This window comes from Arthrobacter sp. CAN_A214, assembly GCF_015751955.1.
Classification (GTDB): domain Bacteria; phylum Actinomycetota; class Actinomycetes; order Actinomycetales; family Micrococcaceae; genus Arthrobacter_D.
In genome coordinates this window covers 1-17767 of record NZ_JADOUU010000016.1, presented here as the reverse complement: position 1 = coordinate 17767, position 17767 = coordinate 1, and the positions used below count along the sequence as shown (strand labels likewise).

The window sequence follows — 17767 nt, the reverse complement described above, 5'->3', positions numbered from 1 at the left end:
TCTAATTCCTTCCAGAATTAATGTCATCGATAACCTCACTGAGACTGGTGAGGACTTTCCTTGGCTCACGGGACAGTGATTCGGGGTCGACTGTTCCTTCGAGACGAAGCTCTTCTATCCATGGCAGAACCCACGTTTGTGGGACGCCGCCGGCGGTGATGCGCGTCTGGTTATACAGGGCCTTCGGGGTCTTGCCCGGGGCGTCAGCGATCACGACCAGACCGCGCAGCGCGATGGTGGGGTGGGATCCTGTGGCCCAGTCGCGTGCCGCGAGCTGAGCGGCTTTGAGACCTCGGTGGTTCTGTCGGGCGACCAGGAACACATCGGCCGGTAGTACGGAGGGATCTGCGTCCGAGCGTGAAGGCCAACGATGGTGGCACGGCACTCCACCCAGAAGGTCGGCCAGGGTGTTCTCACCGGCACCACCGTGCACACCGAGCCAGAAGACCTCCGGGTTGTCTGTGAGGAAGCGGGCCATACCCTCGCCAGCAGCGAGGCCTAGGAGCCCCTGCTGCGGACCAGCGACGCCTCGAAGAACCTCGACAGCATCACGAATGTCAGTCTCTGTCACCACGGTCGCCTCGGCTGGCTCCTGCAGGACGAAGCCACTCCAACGATTGTCCATTTACCTCTGCCCCCAACGGCTTCCCATAGACTCAACTCTGATCATAGTAGAGCACACTATAGGACAGAGGCACTTGATTGCGTACCGAGTTAGCGAAATGTGGAAAATGCTTAAGTTTCGTGTATTCTTCCCAGCATGGGAACTGGGGTGGTCATAGTGTCTAAAGCGCTGGACCGTCTTTTTGCTGATCTGCCCTCGCGACTCAGTGTCGAACAGCTCACCGACATTCTCGGCTTGTCCGAGAAGACGGTGACCTATCGGTGGTTGCGCGAAGGTCGGGTACCGGCGATCAGGCTTGGCGGGACGTGGATCATTTTTCGCGATGACGTTCGAGAGCACTTGGAGGCGCACTACAACACGCCTAAGCCCAGTTCAGAGACAACAGAGCTTGATCCACCGGAGAATCCTGAGGGGACATGATGACCGCGGAAGCACTCGGCAGGCCTGTATGCACAGCGACGATCGGTCATGATGACGCGGTCAACGTCACGATCGATGGAGTCAACCGGACGTTTGCCTCCATGCCGGATGCCATCGGTTTCCTCGCTGGCACGGCAGGTGACCTCGGACGCCCCGTCAAGGTCACCGCTTTCGACCCGTCATCGACGACGCAGCCAGAAGCCTCCCTCATCGTCAGCGAGGACGGTTCTGTCGATGCAGACAGCAGTGTGCCAATGAAAAAGCGACCACCACGTCGAAGCACTCCCCGCCCGGCTCAGGCCGGAATAAACACCCAGCGCGAAATTTCTGCAGGCAATGAAGTCCCCGTAGAGATAGGCAGCACTCCGATAGGTACCGCTCCCACGGCCGAGTCTGTGCTCGTGATCGAGACTGCTCAGAACGAGCCGTCAGAGTCACCGGCAGTGATTCGGGTTCCTGCTCGCACCGTCGAAGTTTCCCCTGAACCAGTGTCCGAACTTGCACCCAAGGCACAGCCCACACCGCAGCCTGCGCCGGCCGCTATTCAGGTCGAACCCGGCGATGCACGGATCCAACTGCGCCCCGAGGTGCGAGCAGAGAAGAAAGCCGCTCCCGCCCGCGAGGGGTGGCGCGGCTGGCTCAACGCCACGTTCAAGGCGAATCTCGCACCCTCCGCACCCGAGCAGGACAGCCGTGAGCGGCGGGCACGCATCCAGCGGCCACTGGATGCCCACCGCACCATGGCCGTCATCCAGCTCAAGGGCGGAGCGACGAAGACCACCGTCGCTTACCACCTGGCAGCAACCTACGGGCGCATTCGCGGAGGGAACATTCTCGCCGGTGAGTTCAATGAGAACCAGGGCACCCTCGGTGAGCGCGCCCTCGCGGGCTCCCACGACCGGACGACACTGGATCTGATCCGGAACCTCGGAACGGTCACCCGGCGCACCAGCGACCTCGTCCGCTACATCCGGCCTCAGGGCGATGACCGGATTCACGTCCTGGCCTCCCCGCCCGAAGGTGCCGACCGGCGCCGCGTCGACGGGACCTCCGTCAAAGCCGCCCACGACGTGCTGCTCTCGCTCTACAACCTGATCCTGCTCGACACCGGCAACTCCGCACAGGCCTCCACCTGGCAAGCTGCCGTCGACGTCGCAGACTCGCTCGTGTTCGTCGCACAAAACAAGGAAGACGACTGCCGGCTCCTCGAAGCGACCGTCGAAGGCGTCAAAGCCCAAGGAGACGCAGACAAGTTCGCCCGCTCCATCCTCGTGGTCACCAACACCGCCCAGCCCAACACCGAACGCCTCACCCGCCTCAAGGAGTACGGGAAAACCATCGGTCTCGCAGCGGTGATCGTCGTGCCGTTCGATGAGTCCCTGCAGGAAGGCCGGGCCTTCGACTACGAAGCCCTGAACCCCGCCACCCGGCGGGCCTATGAGGACGCGACCGTCGCCCTCACCAACCAGCTCTAAACACGCTGCACTGCACACCATCTTTCGGATTCACTTTCGGTATCGACGAACGGGTAGGTAAGCCATGGCAGGGGGGAAAGCCATCGGGTGCGGGCTCGCCGCGCTCACCGTCGTGCCTCTCGGCGCTGTTCTGGCTATCACCCTGCTCGTGGCCAGCATCGCGGAGGACGAGGAAACGCAACAGCTCGAACAAGCATCCTGCGTGGTATCCAACGAGGGCACCACCAAGCCCGATGCCCTCCAGTCCGGTGCCGTGCAGTCCGTTCCCAACGGGTGGGGGCCGCTGGTCGAGGCCGCCGCGAAGACGGCAGGCCTGCCGGCCAGTGTCGTCGCCGCGCAGCTGAACCAGGAATCCGGGTGGAACGAAAACGCCGTCAGCCCCGCAGGGGCCCAAGGTGTCGCCCAGTTCATGCCCGGTACGTGGGCAAGCTACGGCCAAGGCGGAGATCCGTTCTCCGCCAGCGGTGCCATTCCCGCCTATGGCCGCTACATGGCCGCCCTGAAACAGGAAGTCCAGCTCATCGCAGGCAACGACGCTGACCTTTTGGTACAGCTCACCCTCGCCGCGTACAACGCCGGCCCGGGAGCGGTCCAGCAGTACGACGGTATTCCGCCCTTCCAGGAAACCCAGCAGTACGTGGGCAGCATCCTTGACGCCGCCCAGACCGGATTCTCGATGGACTGCAAGGCACCCACCGGTGGCAAGTCCTGGGACGGGGACCTTGGCGACGGGGAATGGACGACCCCCCTGCCGGGTGGAAAGTTCACCTCCGGGTACGGCGGACGGAACGTTCCGGGCCTGCCCGCCTGGGCGCAGAACCACGTCGGCGTGGACATCGCCACCCCCGGTGCTGGCCCCGGCAGCGGCGAGACCGTCGTCGCACCCACCGATCTGCGGATCACCGGGTTCAACGACAAGGACGGGTGCGTCATCGCCAAGGAGAACGGCGACGACCCCGACTTCGGGTTCGCGTTCTGCCACCTGAACGCCTACGCCGTGAAAACCGGCGACAAGCTCAAACGCGGAGACATCATCGGCACCGAGGGCAACAAAGCCGACCTCGGCGCGGTCATCACGCACCTGCACTTTGAAATCTACGACCCCGAGGCCCCCGACGTCGTGTACCCGTACGAGGGCTACAACATCGATCCCGAACCGATCCTCAAAGAGAAAGGTGCGTGGCCTGAATGAGCCTCAATCACCGGCGTCGCATCACCGCGGCAGCCCTGTTCCTGGCAGTGCCCCTCACGCTCACCCTGACCGCCTGCAGCAACGACCAAGCCGGGTCAACGTCCGAGCCGATGCCCACGACCGTGTACGAGGGCTCCTACACGACAGCCGCAGCCGAGGACATGATCGGAAACGGCACCTTCACCACGCCAGCCGACGCCGACCGCACCGACGTCGAGTCCACCGCCGAGGTCGCCGCCCTGATGCTGCACTCGTGGGACACGGTGGGCGACACGACCCAGACTGCGGCCGCGATCCGCGCTATTCCGTTGATGAGTAACGGATGGGCGACCAACCAGGTCGAGCCCGAGCGCAACGGCGCCCAAGGTGAATGGCTGGAACCATCCCAGCGCCAGGCGTACAGCGCACCCTCGATCGTCCCGGCACCCACCGATGTCTCCCAGGACGTCGCGGACGATAAGGTTATCCGCGCCTATGACGTCAGTTGGCGGTGGATCAGCCGCGACGGAATCGAACTCAACGCCACCGGACGGCAGATCGTCACCATCTACCTCGAGCAACACGACGGACGCTGGGATGTCGTCGGCCACCAATTGCAGGACATGGGCCGATGAATAGCGAAAAACAGCTGCGAATGTTTTGCGACACACCTACGGTGGACGCACCTAGGGCCTCTCCTAGTACTAGGTTAAGTTTTATGGGTCAGACACTTCGCCGCCCTCGCGGCTCCGCAGTAGACACCGTGCAGGTGAACTACAAAGTGCCCAAAGAGTGCAAAAGCAGACTGGAAGAGGTCTCTAAACGCATGGGAGTGAGTGCTTCGGAGGGCCTTGAGAAAATTCTCATGCACCTGGATCTAGACGCAGACGGCCTTCCCATGTGGGTTGACCGTGACCAACTACCGGAGGCTTTGCCCATGGCTAAAGCCAGTTAAAACAAGAAGGCCCGCCGGAGCGGGCCTTCTCATATTCAATTCTTCTCAAGCTCTACACCGTCGGATCCGCCAAGACACTCGGTGAAGGGCTCAGACAAACACACCCTTAGTGCGTTCGCGTGCTACCTAGTGAAAGCATACACCGAGTGTTGCAAGCCCCTCCAGTTTTTAATCCCGCGCCACGCCGGATGGATTCACCATCTGCTGCGTGGGTTTTGGCTCCGTTGATCGCGGGTCAGCCCGTGTACCGGGCTGGTCGATGGATCGGTAATCGGTTCCAGTACCCGCGGCCGCGCACCCCATTGAAAATTACGCGGGCCGTGCCGAAGGCGCCGGCTGCGGTGCTGATCCACGCTGTTGACGGCTCAGTGCGGACATTGTGTCTTGACCTGGATACGTCCAAGGCCCGTAAGACCGTCGTCGATGATGATGCTGCACGGTTGGGGGCCCTGCTCAGTACAGCCGGCCTTGCCTACGTTGAAGACTCCTCCCCCAGTGGCGGTCGCCACCTCTACGTTCCCCTGCAGGAGCCCGTTACCGCCGGTGAAGCCCGCGAAGTGGTTGAAGCCCTCGCGTTCCGGGCGCCGAGCCTGGATGCGAATCCGCACCAGAACGTTACCGACGGCTGTATTCGTGTTCCGGGATCCGCCCACAAGAGCGGCGGACACCAAAACCTCATCACACCCCTCACGGATGCCTACGGCATCCTCACACTCCGGAACCCGCCAGTAGCGCTGGCCAAGCTCCGCGAGGATCTTGCGCCCGAGCTGTACCGGGTGCGGCACCTAAAGCGGACGGGACAGACCCGCGCCGCGGCCACTACCGCATCCCTAAAGGCGCACCACCCCCATGGTGCGCGCCAGGATAAGCAGGCGCACTGCACTGACTCTCACCTGCGAGCCGTGGCCCGTACCGGGCTGTATGACACCAGTCGGTATGCCAGCGACTCCGAAGCCCGCATGGCGGTCCTGAACCACTTCGCGGCGTGTACCTGGACCGTAGACCAGGTACACGCCGGCATGGCCGACGAGTACGCGGGCCTCGCCGCCCTCTACGGCACCAAGACCGAGCGGCTGCTGCCCATCGAATGGGCCAAAGCCCAAGCCTGGACCGCCAAACGCACACCCTCGAAAGCACCCTCCCAGCAAGCGGAGCGAAGCTCTGCACGTATTAACAACACAAGCCCTACTTATCTCACGGGGGGCAGCTCAAACCCAGCAACATCGCAAAGCTCCGGTTCCATTCACCAGCTGGTGAATGATCTAGAAAATGTTCTCTACGCCGCTCTCGACGTCAGATTCCAAACTCTCGGCCGAGCAAGCATCAGCCTCCGATTCCTCATCCGCGCCGTTCTGGCCTACTTGCGCACCAACCAGACCAACCTCCTTGACGTCGGCTGCCGCACTTTCGCGGTCGCCCTCGGCAAGGACCACGTCACCATCGCCCGTCTCCTCCCCTTGCTCGAGAAGGCATCAGCAGGGGTCCTCACCCGCGTCGATCGCGGCCGAGGCCGCAACGCCGACACCTACCTCGTCCAACTCCCCCGCGAGTTTGAGCAAATCGCCCGCGACCACACATGGCGCAAGGGCAAAATCCACGCCATCCGGCCCGTCTTCCGGGTGCTGGGCGACGTCGCCGCACTCACCTACGAGGCCATCGAACGCGCCCACCACTCCCCCACCACCGCTGACCTCACCCGCTCCACCGGTATCTCCCGCACCGCCCTGCGCGATGCACTCACCGGCATGGAAACGCTGGGCATGATCCGCCGACACCACGGGTCCTGGCAGGCGGTGGCCACCACCAATCTCCTGCAGCTCGCGGACCGGCTCGGAGCCACCGACGACCGACAGGAACAAATCACCCGCTACCGCCACCAACGCGCCGCCTGGCACGCCTGGCTCGACCGGCACCTGGTTCCCCAACTCGAAGAACACGAACTGTACGACCAAGAGATAGACGAATACTGGCTTCCACCGATCGAGGACGAGTATGAGCATCAACGCTCCCTGTGGAACGCGGCCTAGGCTGAGGCGAGGAGACCTTGGCGAGTTGACGAGTGGTGATGACTGGGGCAGCCAGCACCTTGGTTGGCATCGTCGCTATCTACGTCTTTGGTCTTAGCAGCGGAGGGGGTGATGACGGGGATGCGGCGCCGGCTTCGGAGTTCTTATCGGGTCAGTGGTAAACAACGGTGGCGCTTTGGCCCATAACCGCCCGCGCCCCCGCTTACGACACGACGCCGATCAGACTGCTAGGTAGCCACTCGCCGCCCAAGCCTCCTGTCCACAGGGGCACGGCAAAAGCTCCCCCACGCTCCGCTGCTTTTCCCACACCCAGGATGGACAGCAGGAACCTGGGAATCAGGTCCAGTAGGGGTGGCTTGTGAATTAGTGAAATATCTGACGCTAAGACCCATGCTGTCGTTGTGATGGCCTGTATTTTCCGCGTGTGAGGTGGTTTCGTGTGAGGCAAGGTGTAGTCGCCGGTGAGGTTGATGTGTTCCCTAGGAGACGGTGTCGTGCGGATTCTGCCTTCGTATACTGACGGCATGGCGATGTCATTGTTGTTCGGTGTGATAGCTTCCAGTGCCCTGATCTTGGGTGCTTTCATTGGTTTGCGCTTCGAGCTACCCAAGCGCGTCCTGGCGATCCTTTTGTCTTTCGCCGCGGGATCGCTGATCACAGCGCTGACTTTCGAGCTCTTCGAGGACGCCGTTGAGCAGGGCGGTATCTGGCGTGCTGCGATCGGTCTGCTCGCAGGGGCGGTGGTCTTCACGGCATTGAGCGCACTGCTTGACCGTTGGGCGCAATCAGGTTCTGAAGCCACTCCGGCGGACGAGTACGAGGGCAGCCCCAAACTCGACACTGACGCAGCCGCGGCGGAGCACTCCCCTACGACCGCGTCCACGCGCGGTGCCGCGGGTATGGCCCTGTTGGCGGCGGTCACCCTTGACGGTGTACCGGAAAACATCGCTCTGGGCGTCGCACTTGGCGGTGGAACCGGCGGGCTAGCCCTCCTGGCCGCAATTTTTGTCTCGAACCTGCCCGAAGCACTTGTCGGAGCGTCCTCGATGCGCAGTCAGGGCAAATCCGCACGCACTGTCCTCGGCCTGTGGGGTGCATGCGCTGCGCTACTTGTCGTCGCCGTCGTCATTGGCGCCGGTCCGCTTTCAGGCGCCGACCCGGAGACCATCTCGCTGCCGTTGGCTTTCGCCGCCGGAGCTGTCATCGCCTCTCTGGCTGACACTCTGATGCCCGAAGCCTACGAGCACGGCGGACCGGCAGTAGCGCTCAGCACGGCCGCTGGATTCGTCCTCTCATTCGTCCTATCCCTCATGTGAAACGCACAGCATCGAAAAGTAGGAACACCTTCAGTGGTTCCCCACTGGTGTCCGCGCACAATGAGGGAAACTGGTCGTTCCCACCCATTGCTCAGAGTGGACCGGTATGACTGGCTGGAGGGGCGATCCGCTGGCGCTAAACATAGCCTCCTATCGCGATCAGGTACCGAAGCGAATCTTGGCCGGTATTTCCCGGCGCGTACACAGCGTCCGAGGTCCACGCCATCGCGAAGCCCTTCACGGTCTGTTTCCGGCCGTCCGGGTACTCCAGATCAACTCAGAGAGCCGGTGCCTTGGCGGGCTTAGCCTCGATCCACCGATGATTTTCGGGTTGTGCGCGGCGTTTTAAACACGAAATGCCCGTCGTCTGGGAGAAAATATGGCTTACCACAGTCAAATTTTCATACCAGATGAGGACATCTCGTAGATGCAAGTTTCCCATAGAACGTCCGCGGCGTCAGTGTCCTTCGACGAACCGAATCTCGTGTCGGTCGCCGGGCTGGTCCCGGTGATGACGTTGGCCCGGGACGCCGGTCTGCACGAGTTAGCCGATGAGTGGTTGTCCTTGCCGACAGACAAGGGCGCCAATGCCGGGCTGAAAGTCGCGTCGCTGGTCGCAGGTATGGTCGCTGGCGCGGACTCTATCGATGACATGGCGTTGCTGCGCCACGGCGGAATGAAACGGTTGTTTACCGCCTGCTATGCGCCCTCGACGCTGGGCTCGTTCCTGCGGTCCTTCACCTTCGGGCACGTGCGGCAGTTGGACGCGGTCGCCTCCCGCTTCCTAGCGAATCTGGCGGCGCGAGCCCCGCTGCTCGGAAGCCCTGGCACTGAAGACTTCGTGTTCGTGGACGTCGACGACACGATCATCGAGGTCCACGGCTACGCCAAGCAGGGCTCGGGCTACGGATACTCGGGGGTCCGCGGACTCAACGCCCTGCTGGCCACCGCCTCGACGAAAGACACCGCCCCGGTGATCCTGGCCCAACGGCTGCGCAAAGGGGCCGCGAACTCTGCCCGCGGCTCCAAACGCCTGATCACCGACGCCCTGTCCACCCTGACGCGGACGCATGCTGGTGGCCAGGTCCTGGTCAGAGCCGATTCGGCGTTCTACGGCCACCGCAGTGTTTCCGCAGCCCTGGCCGGCAGGGCGGAGGTATCGGTGACCGTGCGGATGGACCCGGCAGTCAAACGCGCTATCGCCACGATCCCCGAAACGGCGTGGACCACGATTGAGTACACCGACGCGGTGTTCGACGAGAACACCAACACCTGGGTCTCCCGGGCCGAGGTCGCTGAAGTCCCGTTCACCGCGTTCTCCTCCCGGAAGACAACCGAACAGATCACCGGTCGACTCAGCGTGGCTCGTCGCGGCCGTCATCGCCTACAACCTCACCCGCGCCGCCGGATTCCTCGCCGCCGGTCCCTTCAGCAACGCCAGGACCGGAACGATCCGCCGCAAACTCATCCACATCCCCGCCAGGATCGCCCGCAGCGCGCGGAGAATACGGCTCCACCTCCCAGAAGCCTGGCCCTGGCAAACACACTGGGAAAAGCTGGCCACCAGCGTCCACCCACCGCCTGCCGCAGCGTAACCATCCCATCCACCAAGCCCGGCAACGGCTCAACCAGGACACCAGTGGAACACCACCGGCAGGAAGGCCGAAGGCTACCTCGCGCCCAACACCGAGACCGCCGCCGATTCCCAGAATGCTCTACAACCAAGAGCGGGTCGGTGGATCAAGGCTTAGTCGCCGGCCGTTCAGGCGCGGACAGTGGCAGCGGAGGAAGATAACGGTCGGCGCTCGGCGGGATGCCGTGCCAACAAGGATGAGGAGCTGAAGTTACCTGAACAACGTACCCGTCTCCCCTAACAACCGCCGGTTTAGTCCCGATCAGTGTGGATCGCGATGAGCTTGTATCCCTCCGGAATATGCTCAGCATCTGGGGGCCTTGGCATCCTCATAGGAGCTGCCCTCTGTACTTGTTTGATCTAACTCCTCAGCATGGACTACGCCGGTAATAACCATTAAATAAGTCTGTACAGCTTCTCATCCGCAAGTTTGCATGTATTCATGCATGCAAACTTAAACGCATGAATACATGCAAGTCAACATGTAAACATGCCTAGATGCATGCATACATGTAAGATTGCATGTATGCAAACAATTATGGTCTACAGCGAGTCAGGTGGAGCGACCAAAACCACCACCGCCGTTTCGCTCGCTGCGATAGCGGCTAGTCAGAAACGTCGGGTTGTCCTGATCGACCTTGACCCGCGAGCAGCCTCGACGAAGTGGCTCGGGATCGAGCCGAAGGAAGCCGGGCTGCATATCGGTGCCGTACTTGGCGACACGGACCCCGTCGGATGGGCTGAAGAGTTAGCAGTGCAGACTGGCTGGTTTCCCACTCTTCGGGCCATACCCTCGGCGCGCAACGTCTCGAACCGCGAAGCGGACCGAGCCGACCACGCCGAACTCAGATTGAAAACATCCCTCGAGGGCATACAGGCAGATCTCGTCATCATTGACTGTCCCAACCGCCAAGGGGGACCCCTGACCTTGTCTGCGCTCAACGCTGCAGACACCATCGTTTACGCGGCCACGCCCACCGTCGACGGCGTCGACGGCGTCGACGGAGCTAGGCGCAGTGTCGATCAATTCAGACTCTCGCGGCATCGCCTTGGAGCGCCAGACAACTTGGTCGAGGCTGGCATCATTGTCGGAGCTGTGCAGTCCACGGTGATGAGTCGAATTGCGGGCAGCAGCATCGACGAATTGCGAAGTACGGGGATGCTCCTCACACCACTGGTTCCTCACCGAACAATCGTCCAAGAAATGCGTCTCACGCAGGAGTGGTACGGCCAGTACCGCAAAGGCGCACCCGTAGTAGATGCATACACCGAGCTCGTGGAACAGGTAATCCGATGACCGCCAACCTCCCCGATCGTCCGTCGGCTCTGACACGCCGCGGTCCCAGACCGGCACCCGATGAAACAGTTGACCCTGTGCACTTCGTACCGTCATCGCGGCAGGACCTGGCTCCTGCCGCGGTTTCGCGGCCACAGGAGCCAGCGATCAAGCCCGCGAAGCGGAAGCGTGAGCTGACTTTCCCCTTCAGCACACGGCTCTCCGAGGATGTCCAGGACATCCTCGATAAGGCGGTGGAGTCTGAAGGCATCACCGTTCGAGAAGCAGTCGAACAAGCAATTCGCAGCCGCTGGGGATCCCACGGCTAGAGGACTAATCGGCTATCAAGAAGGGCATCAGAACTTCGGTTCTGATGCCCTTCTTCGTTGCACGGCTCCATAACCCCTGAGCGGTCCTGCGCTGAGCTCCGGCCTGTAGCCGGTTGCTCCTTCGTCGCATCCGGGATCCTTTTCTTTTTGCAGCTGTCCTGCGGACTGTGCGTCACCGCTCCACAGCGTCAATCGGCTGCGCCGACATCGCCGGCCACAAACCTCTCCGGCGCTCCTGCGTCGCTTATTTCCTCTAACGTTTTCGTCCAGCACCGCCCTACGGGTTGAGCACTGCTCCGTCGGGAACAAGCGAGCGAGTTCGCCAGCAGGCAAAAACAACGGGGGAGGGGCCCCTGCTGGACCACCACAGGCCAAACCCCCAATCGCGCCGAAGGGAGTACCACCATGAACCACGAAAACCAGCCGATCCCCGCGACGGCTCTCGCTGACATGCTCGCCTCCGTAGGGGAGCCCTGTCGCTGGCCGCGCAGAACGCCCTGACCTCCTACGGCCAGCACAAGAACCACCGCTACTAGAAACCGCAACTCGGCAACTACGCCGGGTAGTGGGGCACGAGGTGGGAGGGCCGGACACCCACCCGACGGGGAGTTCGGCCCTCCACCCCGTCCACAACCAGAACGGTGATGAGGTAGATACCTCGAGTTTCCTGGGTGCGCGGCGGCAGCCTCCACCGCAAGCTCCTCCGGCCACCGCATTCCGCGCTGGTGCGATGTCCACCAGCCAGCCATCGGGTGTACCTATTCTGTGGGATCAGGGCGCGAATTAACCTCCGCGTAGTACGACCGCAGTCCATGCTTCACACCCAGGCGGATGAGCCAGTAGGCGGCCAGGACCACGACCGCCCAGAACAACACGAAGACGACGATGATCGTAAAGTCAGGCACGATTTGCATGATTTTCCCCAGAAACGACTGATCACAGGATCCTCCGAGCCTAACCCCGGAACCAGGACCAGCCACCAGGAAACGACGAAACTGCCCGCTACAGTGGGCGAACCCCGCAGCTCTCATCGACAACCAGCATCGGAAAGGCCCTCGTAGGATCCGCAGACCTCACTCATCCCAACCAGCTGATCGAGTACCAGGTTGAGCACCTGCCGCGCTTTCAGGTTCCGGCATTCGAGGACCTGCTCGAGGACCGCATCGCAGCAGAGCTGGTTTTCCCACTCGGTGTCGTTGATTTCACGCACACCACCGATGAGGACCGATGGCTCCTCGAGGACTGATAACTACAGCACCCCTTACGTTCATGCATGCATACATGCATGAACGTAAGCGCTGGCGAAGTAGGGGTCTGAGGGGGGTGGGTACGGAAATTCCCGTTGATTGAGTATCGTCACGATCAGATAACAGCCAACGCTTGATGGGACGTTATCCATGTCTGGTTGGGGTGTACGCTAACCGGACGTCAGGAATAAGGCTCGATAGTGTCAGAATAGAGTCCGTTCTGAATTTGCCTGACGTCCGTGTTTCAGGCTCTAAGGGCTTACCCTGACACTTCGCCGTAGGAGGCACCGTGGCCGGTCAACGTATTGGGTATGTCAGGGTCAGCAGCCTGGATCAGAACCCCCAGCGTCAGCTGGAAGGCATCGAGCTGGACAGGGTGTTCACCGACAAGGCCTCCGGAAAAGATACGAAACGCCCAGAACTCGAGAACCTGCTGGTATTTGTTCGTGAAGGCGACACTCTGGTGGTACACAGCATGGACCGTCTCGCCCGGAACCTTGATGACCTTCGCGCGCTGGTGCAGAAGCTGACAAGGAAGGGCGTCCGTGTTGAATTCCTCAAGGAGAACCTGACGTTCACCGGCACGGATTCCCCGATGGCGAACCTCATGCTCTCCGTGATGGGGGCGTTCGCTGAATTCGAAAGGGCACTGATCAGTGAACGGCAACGGGAAGGAATCACTCTGGCGAAGCAACGCGGGGCGTACCGCGGCCGCAGTAAATCACTCTCACCCACCCAGGCAGCCGAACTGCGGGAACGTGCCAGCGGCGGGGAACAAAAAACCAGACTGGCACGGGAATTTGGAATCAGCCGGGAGACTCTCTACCAGTATCTGAAAGCCGAGCAAGTGAGCTCACCGGAGAGCAACCTTGACAGTGCAGATCACTCCTGACATCCAGCGCAGACCGCTCGGGAAATGACAACGAAAACATGCACAGCAGCAAAACCCGTCATGATCTTCGGGGTTGCGCCCTTGCCCACTCGCCACGCCCACGACAACACCGCCGAGAACCGAAAGTCCCGCCATCCAAAGCTGACATCGGCACCGGTACCTGCTAAACGTGAATTTCCGTACCGATCCTCCTCAGACCCCGACGCCATCGCCTCCGTCGTGCGCAGGTCCGTGACCATCGAGCACGAGATCGAGGGTCTGCCTGAGGGCCTCGTGCTCCAGGACGTCACGGTCCAGGACGACGGCTTCCGTGCGAACCTCCGGGGGGAAGACGTCAAGCTCACCCCATAACATTTCCCGCCCTGGAGGGCTAGGGCATCACCAACTGGCCGCTCCTCAGCCCCGCACCACAACCACCACAACCGCCGAACCTGTCCCATTACCGTCACCCCGACGGGCCGTGGGCTCTGGAAACGTGGCATACCCAATTGTCGATGGACTACTGATACACCTGCCCCGCCCAACTCGGCCAGCTTTTTGGGTCGGCATCAAGATCGATGCCACGCAACCGGATCAAGCAGACATGATCCACTAGCTTTGCCACAGCCCAGAGACTATGGGAACGTCCGTCGCCGTGCGAGGGAATCCGCTGCAGCACGACATCGAGATCAACCGTGGACAGTTCCCACTCTTCCTTCACGCTCCCGTCATCAGCCCAGAAGTAGACGCGGTATGTCGGTGTGTCAATCTCCAACGTCGCATCACGTGGTCTATCAAGTGGGCTTCCATGGGCCGACCGTACTGCTTTACATCGATTCCGTCACGCCCGTTCGCCGGCCCCTGATCGTGACAGCAGCAGTGACTATAGGATTCGTGATTTTAGGTGACTAGTTTTGCGTAGACGACGTAGTTGTCGTCGAATTCGCCGGTGTCGGGGTCGTAGCCGTCGCAGGTGATCAGGCGTAGTTCGGATCCTTCGGTGTTGCCGTAGACGGTTTGGGTGGGGAAGGCGTCTTTGGCGTATTGCTCGCCATGGTCGACGGTGAAGGTTGCTGTGGTGCCGTCTTCGCGGAGCACGTTGATGGTGTCGCCGGCTTTGAGTTTGCGGAGGTCGGCGAAGACGCCGGGGCCACTGTCGGTGGCGTTGACGTGTCCGAGCAGGACCGCGGGTCCGCGTTCACCGGGTGTGGGGGAGTCGTTGTACCAACTGGCGGGTGCGCCTGGGTCACCGGGCGGGACCTCGAGCGAGCCATTGTCGCGCAGGCCGAGGCTCAGTAGCTCAGATCCCGCGCCGATCGCGGGGACGCTAAATGAAACCGGGGCTGATTCTGGCAGGACCGGCAACAGGACCGGTGCGGGTGCGGGTGTTCCGGGTGCGGGGGCTGTGGGTGGTTGAGTCGGGGCTGGCACCGCGGGTGTGGGCGTAGCGGAAGCGGAGACGGACGGCGCTGCCGTTGTTCCTTGGCTTTGGGCGGGGGTGTTGGTGGCGCAGCCGGTGAGGATGAGAACAGCGACCGCCGCAGAGGCCAGATGGCTTCTGCGACGGTCGCTGGGTGAACTAATCATGTGAGGAATCAGGTCCGATCAGTTCGTCATGCTGGTGCTGTGTTGGCTGCTTATGCCTTGGTGTTGCTGCGGCGAACCAGGAAGGTTCCGCCGGCTGCTGCTGCCAGGACCAGGCCGCCACCGAGGGCGAGGACGGCGGTGTTGGAACCGGTTTCCTGGGCGACACCGGTGTCGGCGCCACCTTCAGGCATGTCGCCCATCTGTGAGGCTACGAGCACTCCACACAGTGCCGGTGAAGTGGCGCCGAGGGGCAGTTCTGGGGCGATGTCGCTGGGTGAGTTGAATACTTCCTCGGAGACCCCGGCGGTTGCTGGGTCCAGGCCGTGGACGACGACGACGGCTTTGCCGGCTTCGAGTCCTGCCTTGGTTTCAGCGTTCAGCTGCACATCGTCGCGCTGGATCTGGTAGCTGCCGCCCATGCCGGCGAGCTCGAGGTTCAGGCCTTCTTCGGGGCCGGTGGCTCCGCTGGTGGTCAGCGTGGTGGTGATGGGGCCGTAGGCGGGATTGCCGTCGGTGGTGTTGAGGATGCCGTCGCCGTTTTCGTCCTCAGCTGGGGTGGGGCACTCACCTCTAGCCTCTTCGCCGGTGTGGATGTGCTGGACGTGGGGGTATGGGGCGTCCATGAAGGTTTCGCCGAGACCGGAGACCTGCAGGTCCACGGCAGCTGTGTCACCGTGGACGTCTACGGTGATGCTTCCCGTGCCGGTGGTGCCGTTCAGCTGGCCCAGGGTCGAGGAGTAGGACTCATCTGCTGCCATGGCGGGCGACGATGCCATTGCCAGGGCGCCAAGGGCCAGGGTAGGTACTGCAAGGAAACGCATTGCCTTATTCATAAGATCAATTCCTTCACTGTGCGTATGTACGCACCAGATCTGGTGCGCTTACTACGTAATTCGGAGCGTTCCGCAGTATGGATTGGTTTTTCCCACACAATTCACACCGGAGCACGTGACGCCGCTCGTTGAGAGTGGCTTCTGTTCACTGTAAGCAGGACAAGGCCCTGTTGGGAAGCGCTGTGGTGTGACACATGGTGCGGGTGAGGTTTACCTGATAGGGGATAATCGTCCATTCGAGCCACTGCGGGTTACCCGATCGCGGAGTAAGACTAAGCAGCCAAACCGGGTGGGTGAGGTGTGTTCCATGTTGCTTTTCAAGCGGATGAGCCCGTCGCGGATGCGGGTTTTGGCTGTTGATGATGGAATGCCGAGGTGGGCGCCGATCAGGGTCCGCGGTCACGCTCGAGCCCGCACCTTTGCATTCGGAGGGCGGACCAGTCTGCAGGCACCGAATTGTGCCCTTAGTCAGATATGGTGCGGGTGTGACCTGTGAGGATGCTGCTGAAGGAGGGTTTTGGTGTGACGATTTTCGAAGCGGATGATGACATCGATTGTTTGTTGGCCGACGCAAGAAGCTACACGGTGATCGACCTTGAAGCACGCCGCGATCATTATGTGCAGAAGCTTTTAGATGCCCGTCAGGCGTGTGAAGAGCTGAGCACTCTGCTTGCTGATCACGGATCCGGGCAGAGCGGTCCCGCCTCCGCCGATCAGGTGCACGCTCAAGGGTTGCTGTGCGCGGCGGTTCGGGAACTGGAAGAAACCGATGCGCTCCTTGAGCGAGCACGACAAGAAAAATGAAACGTGCATCATCAGGTAAAGCTCAGGTGATGCGCGTAGTGTCTTACCTATCCTCATGTGCGAGTGATTGATGGCCGGATGTTTATTTATCCGGTCGAAAGCGCCGGAGAACACAGTAAGCGGCCTCCACCGTGTGTTCTCCGGCGCTTTTGTCATGCCACCACCGGCAGCCAACCGCTCAGGAGTGGGTCACCGGATTTGACCGCTAAAACACAACGGTCATTTCTGTCCCTCATTGGTCTTCGAAAAAGCAATCCAACACGCTGTGAGTGACGAATATCATGCGGCGGTGGTTATCCGGCAACGGTGCGTCACGTCGACTGATGCGCCACAACAGTTGTTCCCCTAGACACCCCGCCGGAGGGACTCATCATGATCACCAGCAAAAAAGTTCTCAGCGTCGCTTTCACCGCAGCCCTGATGGGAGGAGCAGGCCTCGGATCCGCCGGGATAGCGGTGGCGGCTCCCGGCCCGGTCGCCCACGCAGTGCCGGCCATGACCACCGGGCAAATGTCTATCAGCATCGACGACTTCGTGTTCTCCGGTCCTGGAACCGTCAACCCGGGCGGTGAGATCACCGTGACGAACAACGACACCGAAGCCCATTCGGTGACCGCCGATGATGGTTCCTTCGATGTCACTATCCCCGGCGGGGAAAGCGCCACATTCACCGCCCCGAGCGAAGCCGGGACCTATGGGTTTTTCTGCAAGTTCCACGGCAACATGAAAGGTTCACTGACCGTCGGTGCTGAAGCCATGGCACCGGCCCCCGCCGCACCCACGACACCAGCCCCGGCAGCACCAGCACCGACACCTGAAGCTGCGGCACCGGCACCCGAGGTCGCAGAGTCCGGCACTGCTGAGTCCGACAGTGCAGCAGGCAACAGCATGGACCAGATGGGTGCTGTCCCCCGGGGCGGCGCGGACACTGGAGCGATGAACGACGCAAGTGACGGGTCAACGATCATCGCTCTGGGTGGAGGACTGGTCCTTCTCGCCGCAGCCGGTGGAACCTATGCCGTCCGCCGCCGGAGCCACAACTCCTAATCCCACCCGACCCGCCGTGAGGGCCGTAAAACCGCACCTCGTCCATCGCGGTTTGACGGCTCATCGCAAACGAGAGTGCAGGCGGGGTGTAGCCGGGGCGGGCGCGTCGGTGACGAGATAGAGGTCGAGGCCTTCCGATGATGGAAGTTCT

The 17767-nt window shown here is 61.7% G+C and carries 15 protein-coding genes and 1 pseudogene; 12 read left to right on the top strand and 4 right to left on the bottom strand.

The window, feature by feature from the left end; all coding sequences use genetic code 11:
- Window position 1 precedes the first annotated feature (1 nt).
- A complete protein-coding gene (locus tag IWX65_RS13045; protein WP_196883463.1) occupies window positions 2-571 on the bottom strand; it encodes a DUF6668 family protein in 570 nt (189 codons plus the stop codon).
- A 210-nt stretch (window positions 572-781) separates the two neighbouring features.
- Between IWX65_RS13045 and IWX65_RS13040 the strand changes: the two genes are divergently transcribed.
- The 8 genes and pseudogenes from IWX65_RS13040 to IWX65_RS13005 all read left to right on the top strand — a co-directional run bounded on the left by IWX65_RS13040 (window position 782) and on the right by IWX65_RS13005 (window position 10919).
- Window positions 782-1045, top strand: a complete 264-nt coding sequence (locus tag IWX65_RS13040; RefSeq protein ID WP_196883461.1) for a helix-turn-helix domain-containing protein — start codon at window positions 782-784, stop codon at window positions 1043-1045.
- Window positions 1042-2520, top strand: coding sequence for a hypothetical protein (locus tag IWX65_RS13035; RefSeq protein WP_196883459.1), 1479 nt, complete (start codon window positions 1042-1044; stop codon window positions 2518-2520). The genes IWX65_RS13040 and IWX65_RS13035 overlap by 4 nt, the downstream gene beginning before the upstream one ends.
- Before the next feature lie 64 nt (window positions 2521-2584).
- Window positions 2585-3712, top strand: coding sequence for a transglycosylase SLT domain-containing protein (locus IWX65_RS13030; RefSeq protein ID WP_196883457.1), 1128 nt, complete (start codon window positions 2585-2587; stop codon window positions 3710-3712).
- Window positions 3709-4326, top strand: a complete 618-nt coding sequence (locus tag IWX65_RS13025; RefSeq protein WP_334683853.1) for a hypothetical protein — start codon at window positions 3709-3711, stop codon at window positions 4324-4326. Before IWX65_RS13030 ends, IWX65_RS13025 begins: the two co-directional genes overlap by 4 nt.
- Before the next feature lie 640 nt (window positions 4327-4966).
- The gene (locus IWX65_RS13020; protein ID WP_334683852.1) at window positions 4967-6673 is read left to right on the top strand and encodes a hypothetical protein; all 1707 of its coding nucleotides are present in this window, start codon (window positions 4967-4969) and stop codon (window positions 6671-6673) included.
- Between the two features lie 524 nt (window positions 6674-7197).
- Window positions 7198-7989: a ZIP family metal transporter gene (locus IWX65_RS13015; RefSeq protein ID WP_196883514.1), complete on the top strand. Its 792-nt coding sequence runs from the start codon at window positions 7198-7200 to the stop codon at window positions 7987-7989.
- Window positions 7990-8416: 427 nt separating this feature from the next.
- A pseudogene (locus tag IWX65_RS13010) lies at window positions 8417-9584 on the top strand (IS1380 family transposase).
- Between the two features lie 576 nt (window positions 9585-10160).
- On the top strand, window positions 10161-10919 hold the full coding sequence (locus tag IWX65_RS13005) for a ParA family protein (protein ID WP_334683851.1): 759 nt from the start codon (window positions 10161-10163) through the stop codon (window positions 10917-10919).
- Window positions 10920-11985: 1066 nt separating this feature from the next.
- Here the strand turns inward: IWX65_RS13005 and IWX65_RS13000 are convergent.
- The gene (locus IWX65_RS13000) at window positions 11986-12132 is read right to left on the bottom strand and encodes a hypothetical protein (RefSeq protein WP_196883451.1); all 147 of its coding nucleotides are present in this window, start codon (window positions 12130-12132) and stop codon (window positions 11986-11988) included.
- Between the two features lie 631 nt (window positions 12133-12763).
- Between IWX65_RS13000 and IWX65_RS12995 the strand changes: the two genes are divergently transcribed.
- Both IWX65_RS12995 and IWX65_RS12990 read left to right on the top strand, forming a co-directional pair.
- Window positions 12764-13366 (top strand): recombinase family protein, encoded by a 603-nt coding sequence (locus tag IWX65_RS12995; RefSeq protein WP_196823210.1) that lies wholly within the window; start codon window positions 12764-12766, stop codon window positions 13364-13366.
- 24 nt (window positions 13367-13390) lie between these two features.
- Window positions 13391-13717, top strand: a complete 327-nt coding sequence (locus IWX65_RS12990) for a hypothetical protein (protein WP_196823231.1) — start codon at window positions 13391-13393, stop codon at window positions 13715-13717.
- A gap of 528 nt (window positions 13718-14245) precedes the next feature.
- Here IWX65_RS12990 and IWX65_RS12985 read toward each other — a convergent pair.
- A complete protein-coding gene (locus IWX65_RS12985) occupies window positions 14246-14932 on the bottom strand; it encodes a class F sortase (protein WP_196823209.1) in 687 nt (228 codons plus the stop codon).
- 50 nt (window positions 14933-14982) lie between these two features.
- Entirely contained in the window at window positions 14983-15765 is a 783-nt protein-coding gene (locus IWX65_RS12980; RefSeq protein ID WP_196823208.1) for a CHRD domain-containing protein, read from the bottom strand.
- 522 nt (window positions 15766-16287) lie between these two features.
- On the opposite strand from IWX65_RS12980, the gene IWX65_RS12975 reads away from it, so the two are divergent.
- Complete coding sequence (locus tag IWX65_RS12975) at window positions 16288-16569, top strand: hypothetical protein (RefSeq protein WP_196823486.1); 282 nt, start codon at window positions 16288-16290, stop codon at window positions 16567-16569.
- 372 nt (window positions 16570-16941) lie between these two features.
- Window positions 16942-17616: a cupredoxin domain-containing protein gene (locus IWX65_RS12970; protein ID WP_196823487.1), complete on the top strand. Its 675-nt coding sequence runs from the start codon at window positions 16942-16944 to the stop codon at window positions 17614-17616.
- Window positions 17617-17767: the final 151 nt, after the last annotated feature.

What these genes read in the sequence shown, in the direction of transcription:
- IWX65_RS12990 (WP_196823231.1), top strand. Translation starts at nt 13,391, where the DNA reads ATGACAACGAAAACATGCACAGCAGCAAAACCCGTCATGATCTTCGGG.
- IWX65_RS12970 (WP_196823487.1), top strand. Translation starts at nt 16,942, where the DNA reads ATGATCACCAGCAAAAAAGTTCTCAGCGTCGCTTTCACCGCAGCCCTG.
- IWX65_RS13035 (WP_196883459.1), top strand. Translation starts at nt 1,042, where the DNA reads ATGATGACCGCGGAAGCACTCGGCAGGCCTGTATGCACAGCGACGATC.
- IWX65_RS12985 (WP_196823209.1), bottom strand. Translation starts at nt 14,932, where the DNA reads ATGATTAGTTCACCCAGCGACCGTCGCAGAAGCCATCTGGCCTCTGCG.
- IWX65_RS13030 (WP_196883457.1), top strand. Translation starts at nt 2,585, where the DNA reads ATGGCAGGGGGGAAAGCCATCGGGTGCGGGCTCGCCGCGCTCACCGTC.
- IWX65_RS13005 (WP_334683851.1), top strand. Translation starts at nt 10,161, where the DNA reads ATGGTCTACAGCGAGTCAGGTGGAGCGACCAAAACCACCACCGCCGTT.
- IWX65_RS13015 (WP_196883514.1), top strand. Translation starts at nt 7,198, where the DNA reads ATGGCGATGTCATTGTTGTTCGGTGTGATAGCTTCCAGTGCCCTGATC.
- IWX65_RS13025 (WP_334683853.1), top strand. Translation starts at nt 3,709, where the DNA reads ATGAGCCTCAATCACCGGCGTCGCATCACCGCGGCAGCCCTGTTCCTG.
- IWX65_RS12980 (WP_196823208.1), bottom strand. Translation starts at nt 15,765, where the DNA reads ATGAATAAGGCAATGCGTTTCCTTGCAGTACCTACCCTGGCCCTTGGC.